This is a genomic window from Clostridioides sp. ZZV14-6387, assembly GCF_020657835.1.
Taxonomy (GTDB): Bacteria; Bacillota; Clostridia; order Peptostreptococcales; family Peptostreptococcaceae; genus Clostridioides; species Clostridioides difficile_A.
Genome location: NZ_JAGWCW010000012.1, coordinates 45,864 through 67,262, shown reverse-complemented (window position 1 = coordinate 67,262; position 21,399 = coordinate 45,864). Strand labels below are relative to the sequence as shown.

Annotated in this window: 18 protein-coding genes, 1 pseudogene and 1 other annotated feature; of the genes and pseudogenes, 3 read left to right on the top strand and 16 right to left on the bottom strand. The window is 29.2% G+C overall.

The features are described 5' to 3' along the window. Window positions 1–6 precede the first annotated feature (6 nt). The 16 genes and pseudogenes from alaS to KGF38_RS09435 all read right to left on the bottom strand — a co-directional run bounded on the left by alaS (window position 7) and on the right by KGF38_RS09435 (window position 18,285). A complete protein-coding gene (alaS, locus tag KGF38_RS09510; RefSeq protein ID WP_227832320.1) occupies window positions 7–2,088 on the bottom strand; it encodes an alanine--tRNA ligase in 2,082 nt (693 codons plus the stop codon). A gap of 75 nt (window positions 2,089–2,163) precedes the next feature. Then, on the bottom strand, window positions 2,164–4,005 hold the full coding sequence (ltrA, locus tag KGF38_RS09505) for a group II intron reverse transcriptase/maturase (protein WP_079770254.1): 1,842 nt from the start codon (window positions 4,003–4,005) through the stop codon (window positions 2,164–2,166). Window positions 4,006–4,264: 259 nt separating this feature from the next. Then, a complete protein-coding gene (locus tag KGF38_RS09500; RefSeq protein WP_074178892.1) occupies window positions 4,265–4,534 on the bottom strand; it encodes a hypothetical protein in 270 nt (89 codons plus the stop codon). Between the two features lie 266 nt (window positions 4,535–4,800). Next, window positions 4,801–4,938 carry a hypothetical protein gene (locus KGF38_RS09495; RefSeq protein ID WP_176702474.1) on the bottom strand — a complete coding sequence of 46 codons (138 nt, stop codon included), beginning with the start codon at window positions 4,936–4,938 and terminating at the stop codon, window positions 4,801–4,803. Between the two features lie 341 nt (window positions 4,939–5,279). Beyond that, window positions 5,280–5,864: pseudogene (locus tag KGF38_RS09490) on the bottom strand (alanine--tRNA ligase-related protein); the annotation flags it as partial. Between the two features lie 67 nt (window positions 5,865–5,931). Further along, window positions 5,932–6,171 (bottom strand) — a binding site (T-box leader). 151 nt (window positions 6,172–6,322) lie between these two features. After that, the gene (gene mnmA, locus KGF38_RS09485; RefSeq protein WP_176702473.1) at window positions 6,323–7,402 is read right to left on the bottom strand and encodes a tRNA 2-thiouridine(34) synthase MnmA; all 1,080 of its coding nucleotides are present in this window, start codon (window positions 7,400–7,402) and stop codon (window positions 6,323–6,325) included. Window positions 7,403–7,692: 290 nt separating this feature from the next. Beyond that, window positions 7,693–8,133: a Fe-S cluster assembly scaffold protein NifU gene (nifU, locus tag KGF38_RS09480; protein ID WP_054269774.1), complete on the bottom strand. Its 441-nt coding sequence runs from the start codon at window positions 8,131–8,133 to the stop codon at window positions 7,693–7,695. A 53-nt stretch (window positions 8,134–8,186) separates the two neighbouring features. Beyond that, on the bottom strand, window positions 8,187–9,380 hold the full coding sequence (nifS, locus tag KGF38_RS09475; RefSeq protein ID WP_054269773.1) for a cysteine desulfurase NifS: 1,194 nt from the start codon (window positions 9,378–9,380) through the stop codon (window positions 8,187–8,189). A gap of 17 nt (window positions 9,381–9,397) precedes the next feature. Next, the gene (locus tag KGF38_RS09470) at window positions 9,398–9,844 is read right to left on the bottom strand and encodes an RrF2 family transcriptional regulator (RefSeq protein WP_003419409.1); all 447 of its coding nucleotides are present in this window, start codon (window positions 9,842–9,844) and stop codon (window positions 9,398–9,400) included. A 109-nt stretch (window positions 9,845–9,953) separates the two neighbouring features. Next, on the bottom strand, window positions 9,954–10,724 hold the full coding sequence (locus KGF38_RS09465; RefSeq protein ID WP_054269772.1) for a GNAT family N-acetyltransferase: 771 nt from the start codon (window positions 10,722–10,724) through the stop codon (window positions 9,954–9,956). 30 nt (window positions 10,725–10,754) lie between these two features. Further along, window positions 10,755–12,020, bottom strand: a complete 1,266-nt coding sequence (locus KGF38_RS09460; RefSeq protein WP_054269771.1) for a replication-associated recombination protein A — start codon at window positions 12,018–12,020, stop codon at window positions 10,755–10,757. Between the two features lie 116 nt (window positions 12,021–12,136). After that, window positions 12,137–12,922 (bottom strand): GTP-sensing pleiotropic transcriptional regulator CodY, encoded by a 786-nt coding sequence (gene codY, locus KGF38_RS09455; protein WP_021384027.1) that lies wholly within the window; start codon window positions 12,920–12,922, stop codon window positions 12,137–12,139. Between the two features lie 165 nt (window positions 12,923–13,087). Further along, the gene (gene topA, locus KGF38_RS09450) at window positions 13,088–15,175 is read right to left on the bottom strand and encodes a type I DNA topoisomerase (protein WP_054269770.1); all 2,088 of its coding nucleotides are present in this window, start codon (window positions 15,173–15,175) and stop codon (window positions 13,088–13,090) included. Window positions 15,176–15,207: 32 nt separating this feature from the next. After that, window positions 15,208–16,308 carry a DNA-processing protein DprA gene (gene dprA / locus KGF38_RS09445; protein ID WP_176702472.1) on the bottom strand — a complete coding sequence of 367 codons (1,101 nt, stop codon included), beginning with the start codon at window positions 16,306–16,308 and terminating at the stop codon, window positions 15,208–15,210. A gap of 18 nt (window positions 16,309–16,326) precedes the next feature. Then, window positions 16,327–17,910, bottom strand: a complete 1,584-nt coding sequence (locus KGF38_RS09440) for a YifB family Mg chelatase-like AAA ATPase (protein ID WP_074178889.1) — start codon at window positions 17,908–17,910, stop codon at window positions 16,327–16,329. Window positions 17,911–17,940: 30 nt separating this feature from the next. Beyond that, window positions 17,941–18,285 carry a YraN family protein gene (locus tag KGF38_RS09435; protein WP_054269767.1) on the bottom strand — a complete coding sequence of 115 codons (345 nt, stop codon included), beginning with the start codon at window positions 18,283–18,285 and terminating at the stop codon, window positions 17,941–17,943. 184 nt (window positions 18,286–18,469) lie between these two features. Here KGF38_RS09435 and KGF38_RS09430 point away from each other — a divergent pair, with 184 nt between their 5' ends. From KGF38_RS09430 to KGF38_RS09420, 3 genes are all read left to right on the top strand, one after another. Further along, window positions 18,470–19,630 (top strand): sensor histidine kinase, encoded by a 1,161-nt coding sequence (locus tag KGF38_RS09430; protein ID WP_054269766.1) that lies wholly within the window; start codon window positions 18,470–18,472, stop codon window positions 19,628–19,630. Then, the gene (locus KGF38_RS09425; protein WP_054269765.1) at window positions 19,623–20,267 is read left to right on the top strand and encodes a response regulator transcription factor; all 645 of its coding nucleotides are present in this window, start codon (window positions 19,623–19,625) and stop codon (window positions 20,265–20,267) included. The genes KGF38_RS09430 and KGF38_RS09425 overlap by 8 nt, the downstream gene beginning before the upstream one ends. A gap of 188 nt (window positions 20,268–20,455) precedes the next feature. Then, on the top strand, window positions 20,456–21,391 hold the full coding sequence (locus KGF38_RS09420; RefSeq protein ID WP_054269764.1) for an ATP-binding cassette domain-containing protein: 936 nt from the start codon (window positions 20,456–20,458) through the stop codon (window positions 21,389–21,391). Window positions 21,392–21,399 lie beyond the last annotated feature (8 nt).

Below are 21,399 nucleotides of genomic sequence, written 5' to 3'. Positions count from 1 at the left end.
TGAATGTTATTTAACTTGTGTCTTAATAACCTCACTTGCATAGCTTAAAGCTTGGTCAACCTTAGATACATCACTAGCTCCTGCTTGTGCCATATTAGGTCTTCCACCACCTTTTCCTCCAGCTATTTTTGCAACTTCTCTGACAATATTACCTGAATGTATTCCCTTGTCTAATACATCTTTAGTGGCAGTAACTACAAAGTTAACTTTATCATCTACTACATTTGCTAGTACCACTACACCAGAACCAAGCTTATCTCTTAAATTATCTGCTGTTTCTCTTAGTGTATCCATGTCCATACCTTCAAATTTATTAGTTATTAAATTAACTCCATTTACTTCAACTTTAGAATCAAAAATAGAATCAGCTGATTGTAAACTCATCTTAGCTTTCATATCATGTAATTCTTTAGATAAATTTTTATTCTCTTCCAATAAAGAGCTTATTCTTTGAATTAAATTATCTTCCTTAGATTTTAAGTTTACACAAACTTCAGAGATAATTCCATCTCTTTCTTTTAGATATTCATAAACAGCTTTTCCTGTTATCGCTTCTATCCTTCTTACACCTGCTGCTACCCCACCTTCAGATAATATCTTGAACATTCCTACTTGAGAAGTATTTGTCAAGTGAGTTCCTCCACAAAGTTCTGTAGAATAATCTCCCATAGAAACTACTCTTACCTCATCACCATATTTTTCACCAAATAGTGCTGTAGCTCCTTTTTCTTTAGCTTCCTTTATATTCATAATATCACATTTTATGTCTAAAGATGATAAAATAACATTATTTACTTTTTCTTCTATTACTTTTAATTCTTCATTTGATATAGCTTCAAAGTGAGTAATATCAAATCTAAGTCTTTCTGGAGTAACTAAAGAACCAGCCTGATTAACATGGTCTCCTAATACTTCTTTTAATGCCTTATGAAGTAAATGTGTAGCACTGTGATTTCTTGCAGCTGACATTCTAATTTCTCTGTCTACTAGTGTCTTCACTTTATCTCCATTGCTTATTTTTCCTGATTTTATTATACCTATGTGTTTTATACTATTATTAGCTCCTTTTTTAGTATTTAGTACTTCTACAACTAAATTTTCATTAGTTATTAATCCACAATCTCCAACTTGTCCTCCACCTTCAGGATAGAAAGTAGTATTGTCTAGTACTATAGATACCTTATCGCCTTCTTTTGCACTTTGAACTAACTCATCATCTTTAACTATAGCTTCAATAGTTCCTTCGCCATATATTTCACTATATCCATTAAATATACTGTCAACTGTAGTTTCTAATTTTGATAGAGGGTCTTCTTTCCAGCTTTCTCCATCCATATTTCCTCTAGCATTTCTAGCTCTTTCTTTTTGTTTTTCCATTTCTTCATTAAAAGCTTCTTCATCTACAGATAAATGTTCTTCTTCTAAGATTTCCTTAGTCAAGTCTATAGGGAAGCCATAAGTATCATATAATTTAAAAGCTTCTTGACCACTTAAAACAGTTTTTCCTTCACTTTTTAATACTTCTATATAAGAGTTTAATATTTCTGTTCCTTGGTCTATAGTTTCATTGAATTTTTCTTCTTCTATACCGACTACTTTTTTAATGTAGCTTTCTTTCTCAACTAAAACTGGATATGCTTTATCATTTACTTTTATAACTTCATCTATTAGCTTTTGTAAAAATAATTCTTTTACACCTAATAATTTACCATGACGAGCAGCACGTCTAAGAAGTCTTCTAAGGACATATCCTCTTCCTTCATTTGATGGAAGTACTCCATCACTAACTAAGAATGTTACAGCTCTTATATGGTCAGTTATTATTCTTAGTGAAATATCATTTTTTGGATTCACTCCATACTTTACTCCAGTTAGTTTCTCAACAGCTTCTAATATAGACTTAATTGTATCTACTTCAAAGATAGTATCAACACCTTGCATGATACATCCCATTCTTTCAAGACCCATACCTGTATCTATATTTTTACTTTCTAATAAGCTATAGTTTCCTTCTTCATCTCTATCAAATTGAGTAAATACATGGTTCCAGAATTCCAAATATGTCGATAGGTAAGAGTTTGATGTTATCTCCGTCTTTTCCCCCGACCCACACCGTACGTGAGACTTTCACCTCATACGGCGTTCCCTCAAATAGGCAATCAATTAAATTAATTCATTTCCAACTTTCACACGGTAATTGTTGACTCTCTTAATATCTTGCTTATTCAAATCTAATTCTTCAAGGTAGAAGTTAATTGTTTCTTGTTTTGTTGCGTGTATCAATTTATGTACAAATGGAAGTATGAGTATCAAATTCCTGTATCTATCGTCACCACCTAAGCTTCTAGGTATAACATGATGACATTCCATATCCTCATTTAAGAGTCGTTTGGAAATTTGACAAATACCTTGTTGTGCTGAATACCGTGAAAGTCTGTTATCATTGTACTCCACACTTCTATTTGGAATTGGATTCTTAGCTATATAATTCAACATTTCATGGTCTATATATCCCAAAGTTGAGTGTATAATCTGCCGTCCTTCATTTGTATAGTTTGTAACTTTTTGATTAAATACGTGTGGCATTGTTGTTCTTATTCCTGTTAAGGGATATACAACTGCATCAGCTATATATTGTTCCTTTATGCCGTATTGCTTGTATTTAGTCAGGTATTCTTCTGTAACTGCACCTTGTTTTGTAACTAGATTATCTAAGCGATTTTTATAACATTTAGAAAGATTATATTGTATATTGGAAAAATCCCTATATACATTTGTTGCTATTTTATAATAATTATGCGACCCTGCAATGATTCGATTAAGCGTGTAAATATTTTTGTTAATTGGGTAATGCTTTATTACTTCATATTGCTCTTTTATATTACTTATAGTCTGTTGCTTCGCTTTATCTGTCATGCTGGATTGTATCACATATTTCTTTTTCTTTTTATAAGCTTTGAGTTTAAACCCTAGAAATTCAGAATTGGAATATCTAATATCTGTTATCTTGGATTTTTCCTCACTTATTTCGAGTCCTAATCTTTCTTTTAACCAATTATTGGTTGCTGTAAAGATTCGTTTAGCTTGGTTTCTATTCTTACACAATATTTTAAAATCATCTGCATATCTTACTATATACATTTCCTTTAGGTTAGTTCTTCTTAATGCTCTATATTTATGGTTTGAATGCATATATGGATATTTAGTTTTAAAAGTTTGCCATTGGTTACTAATCCACCAATCTAATTCATTAAGTACTATGTTGGATAGTAAAGGAGATAAAATACCTCCTTGTGGCACACCTTTATCTGGTACTCCTACATTTTCAACTTTAGCTTTTAACATATGACTTATGATGCTTAATACTTTCTTATCTCTAATACCTATTGACCACATCTGTTTTAATAACTTACTATGGTTAACATTATCAAAGAAACTTTTAATGTCTATGTCTATAGCCATATACATCTTTTCAAGATTAATTTTCTTCATCATATATGCTATTGCATGTTCTGCACTTCGGTTTGGTCTAAAACCATAACTATGTGGATGAAACTTTGCTTCACATATTGGTTCTAGAACTTGCTTAATGCTTTGTTGAATGAGTCTATCTTCTATGCAAGGTATTCCTAGAGGTCTCATCTTCCCATTAGCTTTTGGAATTTCAACCCTACGGACTTTTTGTGGTCTGTAGTTTTCTAGTCTTCTCTTGATATATTGAAGATAAACCTCAGTAGGTTTTTCTTTCCAATATTTAATATTATGCCTATTAGTCCCTGGTGTTCTACTTCCTGCATTAGTTTTAATATTTCTAAAAGCTAACAAAATATTTTCTTCACTTGCTATAATATTGTATAAATTGCTAAATTTACTTCCTTGCTGACTCTGCTTATATAGATTATCGAATATGTGTTGCATATTGTAGTACTCGTTAAATCTAAGCATATCTCTCTTTAATGGTTTTAAATCCTTATTAAGTATTGCCTTCGTTTCCGTATTATACATTGATTAGGTCGATTTATTCCTTTCTATAATTTGTGTAAGGAACATAATCTTTCTTAGTCCTACCGTGAACCCCAATGAATTTAAATTAATCTAATAATCTTTTGCTATTTGACTTGAGCCTATCCCATCCACTTCCATTACAGAAGCTTCTACGGTACTATGGCTCTACTCTCACTAATGTTAAAACAAGTTATATGGTGTTTTTGAATTTTGTCTTGCTATTTTATTTTAATAAACCTATAACATATAATTGTTGGTGTTATATATTAAAAGATTTATTGACTCTTTCCAAAGTATATATGTATGGATTTTCTCCTATATCTACTTGGAAAGGGTCTTTGAGTCTTCTTGTATAAATATACTCTGATGACCCAATTGTAATACACCCTCTATGATTGTCCCCAAAACCGAGTTGTGTCTTACCTTCTTGGTCTATGATATCTTGGTCAATCTTAGATTCTGTTGTGTTGCTATTTGTTGCTGAATTGCATATATATCTTACATTGTTTTGTACCATTGTATCTTGCATGTTTTATCACCTCCTTACGTTTTATATTTCCACCTTTAGGTGAAGTAAACGTAAGGATTCAAATGTCGTTTTGTAACTTGTATTACTATTCAAAATTCATACCAATTTCCTTGTTAACGTATCATAAGCTGAACAATAGCCTCCTCGTCATTAGCTTTCCACGTTCCGATAACTCTATCTTTTAACATATACCCTTAGGCTTCTTCTATAACCCTGTCTCAACGATACTGCCTGTAACAGTATAAAGTCTTTCATAACCGATAATTTTACTCAACTTCTGAGACGATTCTCAGTGGAATCCCAACACATTTCTGTGTCGTTTGCGTATAGAGCCGTACATTCGAAGATTCGTCAGTATCTTTAGGATACATTCTAACCATAGGTATTTTATAGACCCCCGGCATATGTTTATGCTTGACTACCTCTAGCCCCATTTCCTGTTTCTCTATAGATTCTATAAGTAAGGTTCAGTCCAGTAGAACCTAGTCAATCGACGTAGCGAATCATATAGAGTCTTAGGGCATAATCTCTGCCGTCTTCACCGTGCTTTTGACTAATGTATCAAGGTTGTTCATCTACAAAAGCCAAACGGAGTATTAGGGTTGCCCTTCAAGACGTTACTCTATCATTTGACATATCAAGTTATCAGTTCACTAATGCTTTCACCTTTAAAGAAGTTTATTTGATACCTCCTTCTTTGGCTCACATTAATGGCTAGTCTTTTCAACTAGCAACATGTCGCACAGCGGTCGCAATCACACCCTGGTTTACAATCTGGATTATCACATCCATACTCTTCTCCTCTATCAAAATAAATTTCTGAACAAGGACCACAAGGACCTGTACCTATTTCCCAGAAGTTATCATCCTTACCAAGTCTAACCATTCTTTCTTCTGGGAAATTCATTTCTTTTGCCCATATATCATAAGAATCATCATCTTCTTCATATACAGTCACCCATATCTTATCTTCTGGTATATTTAACCATTCTGTAACAAATTCCCAGCCCCATTTGATTGACTCTCTTTTAAAGTAATCTCCAAATGAGAAGTTACCCATCATTTCAAAGAATGTAGCATGTCTTGCAGTTATACCTACATTTTCTATATCTCCAGTTCTTATACATTTTTGAGATGTACACATTCTTACATTTGGAGGTACTTCTACACCTGAAAAATAGTTTTTCAAAGGTGCCATACCTGAATTTATAAGTAATAAACTCTTATCATTGTTTGGTACTAAAGAATAACTATTTGCTACATAATGACCTTTTGACTCAAAAAACTCTAAAAACTTACTTCTTATTTCATTTAATCCCATCTTTTCCATATTATGTTCCTCCTAATAAATTTTATTTTTTCGTTTAAATAAAAAACCTCGTCCCTATAAATAAATTTATAGGGGCGAGGACAATCGCGGTACCACCCTAATTATCATAAAAATTATGATATCTTCGGAAAACCTTAGCTATAACGTAACTACCGTCAATCTCTACTTATATCTTCTTTACATAAGATAAATTGTTCAAGATTGCTACTAAAAGGCTGCTTCAAATATTATATTCTAAGGGCTTCCAGCATTTTCCCTCTCTCTGTAAGACATCAAATATTTTACTATTCCTCATCACTGTATTTGCTTTTTAATTAATATACTAATTATATTACTAAATTTTACAAAATTAATCAATACTATATTTTCATATACAATAAATTTATTTTATAAACTTTATTCCACTTTAATATACTTTATTATTTATTTTTTAAATTTTTTAGATGTTTTAGATGTTTTTATAAACTTTTCTCGATTATTCCTCCACCTACTACAATATCTCCATCATACATTACCACAGATTGACCTTTAGTAATTGCTCTTTGAGCTTCATCAAAAACTATTTTAATAGTATCTTCTCCTATTTTATGAATAGTTGCTGGTGATGGTTTTGCTGAATATCTTATTTTTGCCTGAACTCTTAATGGTTCTTCTAATTTATCCATTGATATAAAGTTAACATCTTTTGCAATAAGTTCTTTTTTGAACAATTCTTCATTGTCTCCAAGAACTATAGTATTATTTATTGGATTTATATCTATTACAAACATTGGCTTTCCAAAAGTAATTCCAAGTCCTTTTCTTTGACCTATTGTATAATATAGTATACCTTTGTGTTTTCCAAGTATATTGCCTTTAGTATCTACAAAAAAACCTTCTTCAATACGTTTTTTAGAATGTTTTTTTACATAATTTGCATAGTCATTATCTTTTACAAAGCAAATTTCTTGACTGTCAGGCTTATTGTGAACTGCCATGCCCATTTCTTTAGCAATTTCTCTTACCCTATCTTTTTCATAATCACCTATTGGTAATAAAGTATGTTCTAGTTGTTCTTGTGTAAGATTATAAAGTGCATAAGTTTGGTCTTTTTTATCTGTAACAGATTTTTTTAGCAAATATCTTCCTGTACTTTCATCCTTTTCTATCTTTGCATAGTGACCTGTAGCTACATAATCACAACCTATTTGTCTGGCTTTTTTATAAAAATCATCAAATTTTATGTGCTTATTACAAGCTATACAAGGATTAGGAGTTTTTCCTTCTAAATATTCATCTATAAAATAATCTATGACTTTTTCTTTAAATACTTCTCTAAAATTTAGAACATAAAATGGTATACCTATTTTATTTGCTACTCTTCTAGCATCTTCAACTGCTGATAAAGAACAACAACCACCTTCATTTTCAACATCGTCATCATCTTGCCACAATTTCATAGTAACACCAATGACATCATAACCTTGTTGTTTTAAAAGATATGCAGCTACAGAGCTATCCACTCCTCCACTCATACCTATCATTACTTTTTTATTCATAAACAAATTTCACCTCATCTTTTGCATTACTTATTATTATATCATATAGAGCAAGCATTGTACTTATTTAAAATATAGCTTGTTCTATTTTCTAAAAAAATAATCATCTTTATTATTTGAATCTTATGGATATATTTTGTTAACTAATTAACTTCTAAATCAATTTAAAACACTTAATTTAGGCAATAAAAAATAGCCATTTTACAAACAGCTATTTTTTATGTCCTAATTATATCATTAATACTTCTTTTAAATCATTTTAAACTTTCTCAAGATACAATCACTTATTTTTATTCTTCTTCCTCTACATCATGGTCATGAGCATCATCTATAACATATCCATCCAATTCTGGTATATGGATATTATTCTTTTGAGCATAATCTATAAGTGCTGCTTTTACAGCTTGTTCTGCTAGAACTGAACAGTGCATCTTTACTGGTGGTAAACCATCTAAAGCTTCAGCAACAGCCTTATTTGTAAGTTCTAATGCATCTTTTATAGTTCTACCTTTTATCATTTCAGTTGCCATAGAAGAACTTGCTATAGCTGAACCACAGCCGAATGTTTTAAACTTAACATCCTTTATTACATCTCCTTCTATGTCTAAAAATATCTTCATTATATCTCCACAAGTAGGATTTCCAACTTCACCTACACCACTTGCATTATCAATTTCTCCCATATTTCTTGGATTCATAAAATGTTCCATAACTTTATCACTATATTGCATTATTTTTTCCTCCTACTCAATTTATGTCTATTTTTTATGCTTTATCTCTCTGTCTATTTTACTAAGCCTTGTTTCTTTGCATCATCATAAAGTGGTGACATACTTCTAAGTCTCTCTATAACATTTGGTAAATTTTCTAATATATAATCTATATCATCATCTGTTGTAAAATCTCCAACTGTAAGTCTTAATGAACCATGTGCTATTTCATGTGGTAAACCTATTGCAAGAAGTACATGTGAAGGGTCTAATGAACCAGAAGTACAAGCAGAACCACTTGAACCAGCAATTCCTAGCATGTCTAATAATAAAAGTATTCCTTCACCTTCTATAAATTGGAACGCAAAGTTTGCATTTCCTGGAAGTCTATTTTCTAAACTACCATTTATTCTTGTATAAGGTATTCTTTCTAATACACCATCTATTAGCTTATTTCTAAGACGAGTTAAAGTCTCTACATGATTTTGCATATTTGCTTTAGCTAATTCTGCTGCTTTTCCATATCCAACTATTGCAGGTATGTTCTCTGTACCAGCTCTTTTACTTTTTTCTTGCGCTCCACCATGAACAAAGTTATGAAGTCTTACACCTTTTCTTATGTATAAAGCTCCTACTCCCTTTGGTCCATAGATTTTATGTGAAGACATGCTCATTAAATCGATTCCTAGTTCCTTAACATCTACTGGAATATTACCTGTAGCTTGTACTGCATCAGTGTGGAATAATATCTTATGTTTTTTAGCTATTTCAGATATTTCTTTAATAGGTTGTATAGTCCCTATTTCATTATTTGCAAACATTATACTTATAAGTATAGTAGTATCTTTTATTGAATCTTCTAATTGTTTTAAATCTACTTTTCCTTCGCTATCAACATCTAAATAAGTTATTTCAAATCCATGATGTTTTGCTAAGTATTCACATGTATGAAGTATTGCATGGTGCTCTATTTTTGAAGTTATTATATGATTACCTTTATTTTTATTAGCATAAGCTACACCTTCTAATGTCCAGTTATCACTTTCTGAACCACCAGCTGTAAAATACACTTCACTAGGTTCAGCATTTATAAGGTCTGCTACTTGCTCTCTTGCTTTATCTAAAGCATCTTTTGCTTCTCTTCCGAATGTGTGAAAACTAGATGCATTCCCAAAATAGTCTGTTAGGTATGGCATCATTGCATCTAATACTTCTTTTTTAACAGGTGTTGTTGCAGAATAATCCATATACAATCTTCTTTTTTCCATTACATTCATCTCCAAATCTATTTTTTAATATTTGTTATATCATTTTCTAATTTATTTTTGTTATAGTCATTTATCATATCTTTTAGAGTAATTGAATCTATAACATCTTCTATACCCTTTTTCATCTTTTCCCAAACTATTTTTGTTACACACATGTTTGAGTTTTCACATACATCTTCATCTAGTACACAGTCAGATAATGCAACTGGTCCTTCTAATACTACAAGTATGTCACCTACTGTTATGTCTTCAGCATTCTTTGAAAGCAAATAACCTCCTTGAGCACCTCTTACACTTTTTACTAGACCTGATTTTTTTAAAGATGAAAATATTTGTTCTAAGTACTGATCTGATATTTTCTGTTTCTTAGCAATAAATTTTAATGACACTGGTCCATTATCTTGATTTAATGCTAATTCAAACATTGCTTTTAATCCATATCTACCTTTAGTAGACAACTTCATATATTATCACCTCTATATAGAAATCTAATTCATACTGATTTAGTAGGAATTACTTTCAACATCATTTTATTATACCCTACTAATTTTGTCAAGATTAATTTGAAATTTTTTATTTTGAATAAATCCCCCATTTTCCAATGTTCTCAAATCCTAGTTTTTTATATATCTTTCCAGCTTCTTCATTATCATAAAACAAACAAGGTATTTTATTTTCTCTTAGGAGTTCTGAACACAGTTTAATAAGGCACTTTGTAGCAAGTCCTTTGGCTCTATACTTTGGATGCGTCCCTACTCCAATTATCATTGCATGAGTCTTATTTTCTGAAGTACTCTTTGCCATGGATACTACTTGTTTGTTAATCTCTATACAATATCCTCTACCTGTCCTCAATCCATTTTTTAAATTATCTAAAGTAGTGCTGTGAAATTCATCTATCAAATCATAAAGCCTTACTGTCTTTTTAAGATTACCAAGCCTAATTTTTTTAATCTTTTCATTACAGTTATTATTTACCAAGAATTTTCTAGTTTGAAGTTTACAAAAATCAACTATCTTTAGATTATTAAGTCCTAATCTTTTTGCTAATGCATCCACAGCACATATTTTCCCAGAAATTTCTTCATAATTGGTATTACAAAGTAGATTATAAAAACCTTCAACATCATATTCTCCATCAGAATAAAACATCATAAACTCAAAATATTTAAGTAATACTGCCCTTATTTCACCCTTTTCATCTATGTCTGCCCATATATTTAAAAAATTATGTCCATATCCATATCTTTCAATGTCACCTATTATAAACAAATTGTACTCAGGTTCTCTTTTTAAGTATTTCATAACTCTACTATGATAAGTTGAATTAAGCTTTATAATCATAATATCTACCCCCGATACATAAAGTCCAGTTTAAAAATCACTGTCTAGATATTCTAAATATTTCTTTATATTTTTTTCAGTTTTATTTTCTTGTGGTATGTAATAGATACTATCTTTTATGCTATCTGGTAAATACTGTTGCTTTACATAATGATTTTTAAAGTTATGAGGATATTTGTATCCACAACCCCTACCTATATCTTTAGAACCAGAATAATGAGCATCTTTTATACTATTTGGTATGTCCTTAACAAACTCTTTATCTAATTCCTCCATAGCTTTCATTATTGCCATACATGCAGAATTAGATTTTGGAGATGTAGCTAAAAGAATAGTAGCTTCTGCCAATGGTATTTTTGCTTCTGGAAATCCAAGTTGCATAGCCGAATCTACACATGCCTTTACAATCATAATAGCATTTGGATAAGCTAGACCTATATCTTCACTAGCTATTACTAAAAGTCTTCTACATATACTTATCAAATCTCCACCTTTTATAAGTCTTGCTAGATAATGTATAGACGCTTGTGGGTCACTTCCCCTTATAGATTTTTGGAATGCACTTAAAATGTCATAATGACTATCACCATTTTTATCATAATTTATAATCTTATTAAATGTAGATGACTTTATTACATCTGAATCTATGTGAGTTATATTATCTTTATTTGGTTTGGTTGAATAAACTACCATTTCCAAAATATTCAAAGCTCTTCTCATATCTCCATCAGAAAGAATAGCTATATCTTCAATCGCATCTTTATTACATTCAATATCCATATAACTATCTTCATTTAATACTTCAATAGCTCTTTCCAAACCTTTTTCTATATCAAACTTCTCTAAAGGTTTAAATTCAAACACAGTAGACCTGCTTAAAAGAGCTTTATACACATAATGATATGGATTTTCTGTGGTACTAGCAATTAAGGTTATACTTCCATTTTCCATAAATTCTAATATTGATTGTTGTTGTTTTTTATTAAAACTTTGTATTTCATCTATATATAACAAAACTCCATTTATATTATTTATACTTCCAAGTTCTGATATCACCTTTTTTATATCTTCTAGAGATGAGTTTGTAGCATTTATTTTGTAGAAATTTTTATTGCTTTTTTCTGCTATTATTTCTGCTACTGTGGTTTTTCCAACACCTGGAGGACCAAAAAATATCATATTTGGTAAAAAATTAGATTGTAATATCTTAGACAATATTTTGCCATTACCTATTATATGACTTTGACCTATTACATCATTCATTGTTTTTGGTCTTATTCTATCTGCTAAAGGCATATCCTCACTCCTTTTTTGATTAAAATACTTACTCTATAATTATTTCAATAATTCGTCTAAAAAAGGTATCTATTTGAAATAGATACCTTTTCTAATCTCAACCTATAAAATATAGATTATTGATTGTTTTTTAGTTTTTTCAATTCATCTGTAAGTTTATCATTAAGTATTCTTATATGAGTACCTTTCATACCTAATGATCTTGATTCTATTACACCTGCACTCTCAAATTTTCTAAGTGCATTTACTATTACTGATCTAGTTATACCAACTCTATCAGCTATCTTACTTGCAACAAGTAAACCTTCTTTACCATCTAACTCAGCAAAAATATGCTCAACTGCTTCAAGTTCGGAGTAGGACAGAGTGCCTATTGCCATTTGAACTACAGCTTTCTTTCTCATTTCTTCTTCTAATTCTTCGCCTATCGCTCTTAATATTTCTAGACCAACAACAGTTGCACTATATTCAGCTATTACTAAATCATCATCATTAAATGAAGCTGAATATCTCGAAAGTACTAATGTCCCTAGTCTTTGACCACTACCTAAAATTGGTACTACTGTAGTATATTTTTGTAATCTTCCATGTTCTTCTGGGAAAATTTCTAATATCTTTTCACCATTTAAATTTTCTAATGTCTCATCAATCTTTAATACATTTTGAGTATATTCATCTGAAAATTTCTTTTGTTTAGTATACTCATCTTCTATAACTGAACTGTCTTGAGCATCATTTAAATGAAGACCTAGTACTTTACCTTTTGCACTTACTACATAAACATTAGAATTTAAAACATCTCCTAATGCTCCGGCCAGTAAATCAAAAGAGACACTACTTCCACCACTTGTTTGTAATGTTTTATTTATTTTCCTTGTTTTTTGTAACACTTCACTTGCCATTTAATCATCTCCTCATGAAATTTAGGCCTTTTAATAACCTTTTATATTTTCTAATATTATTTTCATTTATAACGAAAATTTATTTTTTATATTAGTTGTTTACACTTGAAAGATTATCATAGATTGGAACCTTTTTCAAGAGAATTATGTGATTTTTTTCAATTTTCACTCTTTTCCGTCATTATGCTCTTTTGACTCTTTGTTACATTCTTTATTAGAACATACTGTTTTTGTTTCAGATTTAGTCACTTTTTCAACCATATATGAACCACACTTCTCACAGAACTCTCCTGTTGGCTTATTCCAAGCTACAAAGTCACAGTTTGGATAATTAGAACATCCATAAAAAGCTTTACCTCTTTTGGATTTTCTAAGTATAATATCTCCTTCTTCACATTTTGGACATTTAACACCAATTTTATTCATAATTGGTCTAGTTGTTTTACAATCAGGATAGTTTTTACAAGCCATAAACTTTCCAAATCTACCATATTTTATAACCATATTAGAACCACAATTTTCACATATTTCATCAGTTTCTTCATCCATATTTATTTTTTCTATATTTTCAAGTGCTTCTTCTATAGCTTCTTTAAGTGGAGCATACGATTCAGATACAATCTCTTTCCAATCTGTATTCCCTTCTTCTATAACATCAAGTTTACTTTCCATATCAGCAGTAAAATCTACATCTATAAATTTATGAAAATTATTTTCTAAAATATCAGTAACTATTATTCCAAGTTCTGTTGGACATAGGCTTGTTCCTTGCTTTTCAACATATTCTCTATTTAATATAGTAGCTATTGTTGGAGCATACGTACTTGGTCTACCTATACCTAGTTCCTCTAGTGTTTTTACTAGACTAGCCTCTGTATATCTTGCTGGTGGTTGTGTAAAGTGTTGGTCTGGTAATATATTTTCTATATTTAATATATCTCCCTTGTCTATACTTGGTAAAATTTTATCTTCTCTTTCTGAAAAATTGTATACTTTAGTATAACCATCAAACTTCATTTTTGAACCAGTTGCTTTAAACACAAGGTCTCCTATTTTACATTCTACATTTAATATATCGAATACTGAATCCTCCATTTGACTAGCCACAAATCTTCTCCAAATTAAATTATATAACTTGTACTGGTCTTTGCTCAGTGAAGCTTTTATACTATCTGGTGTTCTGTCAACAGAAGTTGGTCTTATTGCCTCATGTGCATCTTGGACTTTTTTAGTATCTTTTTTTTCTTTTTTATCACTATTATTTTTATAGTAATTTTCTCCTAAATTACTTACTATATAACCTTCAGCCTTTTCTCTTGCCTCATCAGATATTCTCTTAGAGTCAGTTCTTATATAAGATATAAGACCGACAGTACCTTCACCCTCTATGTCTATACCTTCATATAATTCTTGTGCTATCATCATTGTCTTTTTAGTAGTGAAAAATAGCTTATTTGCCCCTTCTTGTTGAAGCATACTTGTTGTAAATGGTTTTGGAGCTGATTTACGTCTTGATTTAGATTCTATCTTCTCAACTTTTAAATCTTTTCCTTCCATTTCTTTTAATATTTCATTTACAGCTTCTTCATTTTCTAATTCAATTTTTTCATCATTCTTACCATAAAATTTTAAAGTTATATCTTTATCTTTTGCTGTCTTTGCTTCAACATCTATTGTCCAATATTCTTTTGGAATAAATGCTTTTATTTCTTTTTCTCTATCACAAATTAATTTTGTTGTAACAGATTGCACTCTACCTGCACTAAGACCTTTTCTAACCTTTTGCCACAATATAGGGCTTATCTGATAACCTAGAAGTCTGTCTAATACTCTTCTTGCTTGTTGTGCATCAACTAAGTTTATATCAATATTTCTAGGATGCTTAATTGCTTTTTTAATTGCATCCTTAGTTATTTCATTAAACTCTATTCTACAATCTTCAGATTCATCTAAATTTAGTATATGAGCTAAATGCCATGATATAGCTTCACCCTCTCTATCAGGGTCAGTTGCTAGATAGACTTGTTTAGACTTCTTAGCTTCTTTTTTTAATTCTTTTATTACATCGCCTTTACCTCTTATGTTTATATATTGAGGTTCAAAATTATTTTCTATATCTACACCTAATTTACTTTTAGGCAAATCTCTGACATGACCAACTGATGCTTTCACTGTGTAATGACTTTTTCCTAAAAATTTTTCTATAGTCTTAGCTTTTGCAGGCGATTCTACGATGACTAATGTTTTGGCCATAAAACCACACACCCCCACTACCTAATCTTAATTTATACATTCAAACTGTACGTTTTATTATTCATTTCTACTACTAACTCATTTAGTAATAATTCATTGATTATTGAATTTACATACTTTATTTCTATACCAGTATAATCACAAATACTATCTATATGCAAGTTTCCTTCTCTTTTTATAGCCTCAATTATTTGCTTAGACTTGGCATTTAAACTTATATTATCATATTTTTGATTTATTTTTTTATCAATAATATTAAATATGTTATATTCATTCAAAATATCATCTATATTTTCAATTAATTTTGCACCTTCTTTTATAATTTTATGACAACCTCTACTCATTTGAGAATTTATATTACCAGGTATTGCGAAAACATTTTTTCCATGTTCAAGAGCAAAATCCACTGTGATTAATGCACCACTTCTCATTGCTGCCTCTACAACCACTACTCCATCACTTAATCCGCTAATAATTCTATTCCTATTAGAAAAATGATACGGTGCTACTGTTGAGTTAATATTATACTCTGATAATAATAATCCCCCATTTTCTAATATTTTATTTGATAAATATAAATTTTGTTTTGGAAGAGGATTGTCTACTCCTGAGCCAAGCACTGCTATAGTTTTAGATTTTCCATTCATACAACCTATATGTGAGTATGCATCTATTCCTATAGCTAATCCACTTACTATATTAACCCCATACTGGGATAGTTGACAACTAATTGTTTTTGCACAACTAATTCCATAAGCTGTAGGTTTTCTTGAACCTACCATAGCTATATTAAAATTATCATTAACTAGACCTATATCACCTTTATAAAATAATAATTTTGGAGCATTGTATATATTTTTTAATTTCTCAGGATATTCTTTATCATATTGACAAATATATTTAATTGTTTTTTTATAAAGAAGTTCTTTTATATTTTCTAAATAAGCGTGACCTCTATATTTTACTATATTTTTTCTAATATTCAAGCTTATATTTTTTAAATTATATATTTCTTTTTCAGAAAAATCAAATATATCCTCAATATTTACTACTTCATTTTCTATTATTTCAATTGTTTTTGTTGTTATTCCACTAATTGATTTTAACCATAAATAGATATCTCTTTTTTCCATAAAATCCACCTCAAAAACTTATTTAAAATAACTATAATAAGCCTTTCTAAATGAAAAAGCTTCTATAATACATTGCGAATTTATTGTTTCCATCTCTTCCAAATCCGCTATTGTTCTTGCCATTTTTAAAAGTTTTGTATAACTTCTACTACTGAGATTATATTTATTAAATATTGTCTCAGCTGTTTTTGAAGCTTCTTTTTCCAATTTACAATATTTTAATAAATTAGAAGCTTTAATTTCACTATTATTTTTTATATTATCTTTCTTAAATCTATTTATTTGTATTTTTCTAGCATTTTCTACTCTTCTCTTTATTTTTTGAGAACTTTCTTCTTGTTTTGAGGAATTAAAATCAACATATTTTATAGAATTAACTTCTACAAAAATATCAAACCTATCTAATAATGGACCTGATATTTTATTTATGTATTTATCAATTTCATTGCTCCTACATCTACATTCTATGTCTGACATATAATAACCACAAGGACATGGATTCATAGCTGCAATTAATAATACCCTACAAGGATACTTTGTACTATATTTCACTCTAGATATATTTACATAGCCATCTTCTATGGGTTGCCTTAAAGTCTCAAGTATTTTTCTATCAAATTCAGCTATTTCGTCTAAAAATAATATCCCTCTATGTGCTAAAGCAACTTCTCCAGGCCTTGCATCTATTCCACCACCAATTAAGGATTGCTTTGTAGTTGTGTGATGAGGTGCCCTAAAAGGTCTATTATCAATTATTCCTTTAGTTTCATCTATCATTCCTAATATGCTATAGACTTTACTTACTTCTATCATTTCTTCTATACTTATATCTGGTAAGATTGTCCTTATCCTTTTTGCAATCATAGTTTTTCCTGAACCTGGAGGTCCAATCATAAATATATTATGATTACCAGCTGCTGCAATTTCTGCACTTCTCTTTACAAAGTAGTTTCCTCTTACATCTTTAAAATCTTCATCATATTTACTCTCTTTTATACTATGAACTTTTGTATGTTTATAATCTTTATAGGTGTCATATCTTTCTAATTCATCATTCAAAAAAGACATTATCCCTTCTTTATCGACTTTTATTTCTTCATTTAAAAATTCAATACATTCATTTAAACTTTTAACAGGTATTATATCAATTTCATCTATAAATAAACTTTCTCTTGTATTCTCAATTGGTATAAAGATACGTTTTATATTTTGATTTTTTGCCCCTATAATAATAGGCAATATACCTCTTACTTTTCTTATTTTTCCATCTAATGACAACTCTCCTATAAACATACTTTCTTCTATGTAATTTTCATCTTTTTTTATTAATCCTCTTAAAATACCTATGCTTATAGATAAATCTAAAAAAGCTCCTTCTTTTTTTATATCTGCTGGGGATAAATTTACAACTATTCTTGTATTTGGAAATTTATATCCACTATTAAGAATTGCTGATTTTACTCTTTCTCTTGCCTCTTTAATTTCTTTACTTGGCAGACCAACAATATTAAAACTAGGTATACCATTACTTATATCAACTTCAACCTTTACCAAAAAACTATCTATTCCTACTAAATTACTTGAATTAATAATACTTAACATTTTTAATCCTTTCAAAAAACTTTATATTTTTTAAAAAGCATTCATTATATGATTTACTCTCTTTTCCAATAAATAGACCTCTATAATATCAAACCTTATTGGAGTATTATGTAAATTTTTTTTCATAATATAGTACTTTGCAACCTCAATTATCTTTTTTCTCTTTTTGAAACCTACAGATTCGCAAGGATATCCATACTTTATATTGGACCTTGATTTCACCTCCACAAATACAATCTCATTACCTATATTTGCAATTATATCGACCTCTCCTGTCTTCAATCTGTAGTTTTTTTCTAATATCTTTGCTCCTTTTGATAGCAAATAATTAACTGCTATTTCTTCTCCAAAATCACCTTTTTCTTTATTATTCATTATTAACTCCAATACATTAAATTTTTACTTTTAAATTATTGTCAGTATACAATTTAACTATTCAATCTTTCGAGATTGATTTTATTTCCATTAACATTAATAAATACTTCTATTGACTTTATTCTTTTATGATATTATGCTAGTTTTCATAAGGAAAGTTTATTTTTATGGAGGAATGTCTTTAATGAACAGAAAAAAATTATTTATTTTTATACGATATTTATCTCTATCTATATTACTTGTAAGTTGTTTGAGTAATTCTGAAAATACATTGTATCCAGTTATAACAATGATTATATTGTTTCTAATAATAAATAATCAAGTTAGATTTTTTTCTTTATCAAATGAGAATAAATTTATACTTATTTCTTATTTTTTAGAGCTTATTTTAATTTTTATATTATGTTCACATACAAATACTTTTAATTCACTTTACTTTGTTTCTTTAATTTTGGATGCCTCATTTTTAATAAAGAAAAAATATAAATACATATTATTCTCTTTAGTTATAATATCTTCTTTTATTATTGGTTTAGATAAAAATTTATATTTAGCACTAGAATCAAGTTCCATATTACTAATTATAACTCTACTTTCTATGTATCTAGAAAACGAGAATTTATCTAAATTATACAATCAAAGTCTTTATGATAAACTCAGAGTTTCTAAAGATGAACTAAAAAAAGCTAATGCTGATTTAGAGATTTATGCAAGTTCTATAGAGGAATTAGCAATTTTGAAAGAAAGAAACCGTATATCTAGAGAAATACATGATAGTGTTGGACATTCTCTTTCTACAACGATAATCCAATTAAATGCTATAGAAAAACTCTTAAAAGACAAACCTCTCATTTCTGATTTAGTACATGAACTTAGAGAATTTGTAACTGAAAGTTTTCAAGATGTAAGAAAAGCTATATCTGAACTAAAACCTGTTGAATATGAAAATTACCAAAATTTAATTAAAATCAAAGAACTGGTTGAAAGCTTTATTAAGCTTACAAATATCAATGTCAGATTAACTATATCAAAAAATACTTGGAACCTATCTAGAAATCAATCTATCACTTTATATAGACTTGTTCAGGAATCGCTTTCCAACGCATCAAGACATGGAAAAGCAACTGAAATCAGAATCTTTATAACATTTAATACTTCAAATCTTATAATTACTATAAGTGATAATGGTCTAGGGTGTAACAATATAAAAAAAGGAAATGGACTTAGCAGTATTAGTGAAAGAATATATGAATTAAATGGCAAAGTTGAGTTTGATAATTCTAACACTGGGTTCACAATTAGAGCGTCTTTTCCTAAATTTTCAGGGGGTGATTTTTTTGAATAAAATCAAAGTTCTTATAGTAGATGATGAAAAATTAATTAGAAAAGGTCTTAAGATTATTTTATCATCTTATGACGATTTAGAAATTGTAGGAGATGCTTCAAATGGATATGAAGCATTAGAGTTTTGTAAAACAAATGATGTAGACATGGTTCTTATGGATATTCGAATGAAGGTTTGTGATGGAGTTCTAGGCACAAGACTTATAAAAGAATATGATAGCTCTATAGCATTATTAATTTTGACAACCTTTAATGATGATGAGTACATAAAAGATGCTATGAAATTTGGAGCTTCAGGATATCTTTTAAAGGATAGCTCGGATGAAGTATTACATGAAGGGATTCGTTCCTCGTTTTTTGGCAATATTGTACTTGATAAAAGTGTAGCTGAAAAAATTATGTCCCCTGAAAAAACTATAGAACAAGAACATATTTCTGATATGTATAATTTAACAGAAAAAGAAATATCCATAATTAGATTAATCGCAAATGGACTTAACAACAAAGAAATCAGCCAAGAATTATTCTTATCTGAAGGTACAATAAAGAATAATATTACTAATATCTTAGGTAAATTAGAACTTCGTGATAGGACTCAACTAGTTATATTTGCCTTCAAAAATAAAATTGTAATATAAATATATAGGTAAGAAATCTATACCTTAAAAAATTTCTTACTCACAAACTCATTTATAATAAATAAAAATATAAAGTGACTTAAGTCACTTTTTTTAGTGACTTATAGTAATAGAATTATGATTCATAATTCTTTATTATAGTATTATAGCTTTTTAACTTATACAAAATTATTTTGGGAGGGATTATTATGGATATAGTCAGAGTAAATAATATAACAAAAAGATTTAATGATAAATTAGCACTTGATAATATCAGCTTTTCTGTTAAAGAAGGAGAGATATTTGGACTTATTGGACCAAATGGGGCTGGTAAATCTACACTTATAAATATAATTACAAATCTTATGTTACCAAATAGTGGCAACATCCAAATCAATGGTTTAGATTTGTCAAAAGATTATATAAAAGCAAAGTCTATAATAGGATTAGTTCCACAAGAATTAGCACTTATAGAAACCCTTACTCCTTTTGATAACTTAGAGTACTTTGGAGCTTACTATGGATTAAAGGGAAAATTGCTTCAAGAGAGAATAACTGAAGCCTTAGAAGTCACAGGACTTACTGATGTTAAAAAGAAAAAAGTCAAAAAATTATCTGGTGGTATGCAGAGGAGATTAAACATTGGAATAGCACTTTTAAATCATCCTAAAATATTAATATTGGATGAACCAACTGTAGGTGTTGACCCTCAATCGAGAAATCATATTTTCAATTTTATAAAAAATATATCTGAAAAACAAAAAACTACAGTAATATATACTTCTCATTACATGGAAGAAGTTGAGCATCTTTGTTCTAAGATTTTTATTATGGATGAAGGTAAAGAGATTGCTTTTGGAGATAATGATTATTTAAAATCATTAGTATCTACAAATACAAAATTAATTATGGAAATAAAAAATATAAATGCTCAACTTATATTTGATTTAAAAAATACTAAAGGTGTTATATCTATCTTAGAAAATAATTCATTATTAGAATTAGATATAGACAAAAAATTACAGCTTACAGATGTGTTATCTGTTGTTGACAAAAACAACTCAAAAATAACAAGAATATCTTATGAAGAACCTAGTCTAGAAGACGTGTTTTTAAATCTAACAGGAAAAAATTTAAGGGATTAATGGAGGTG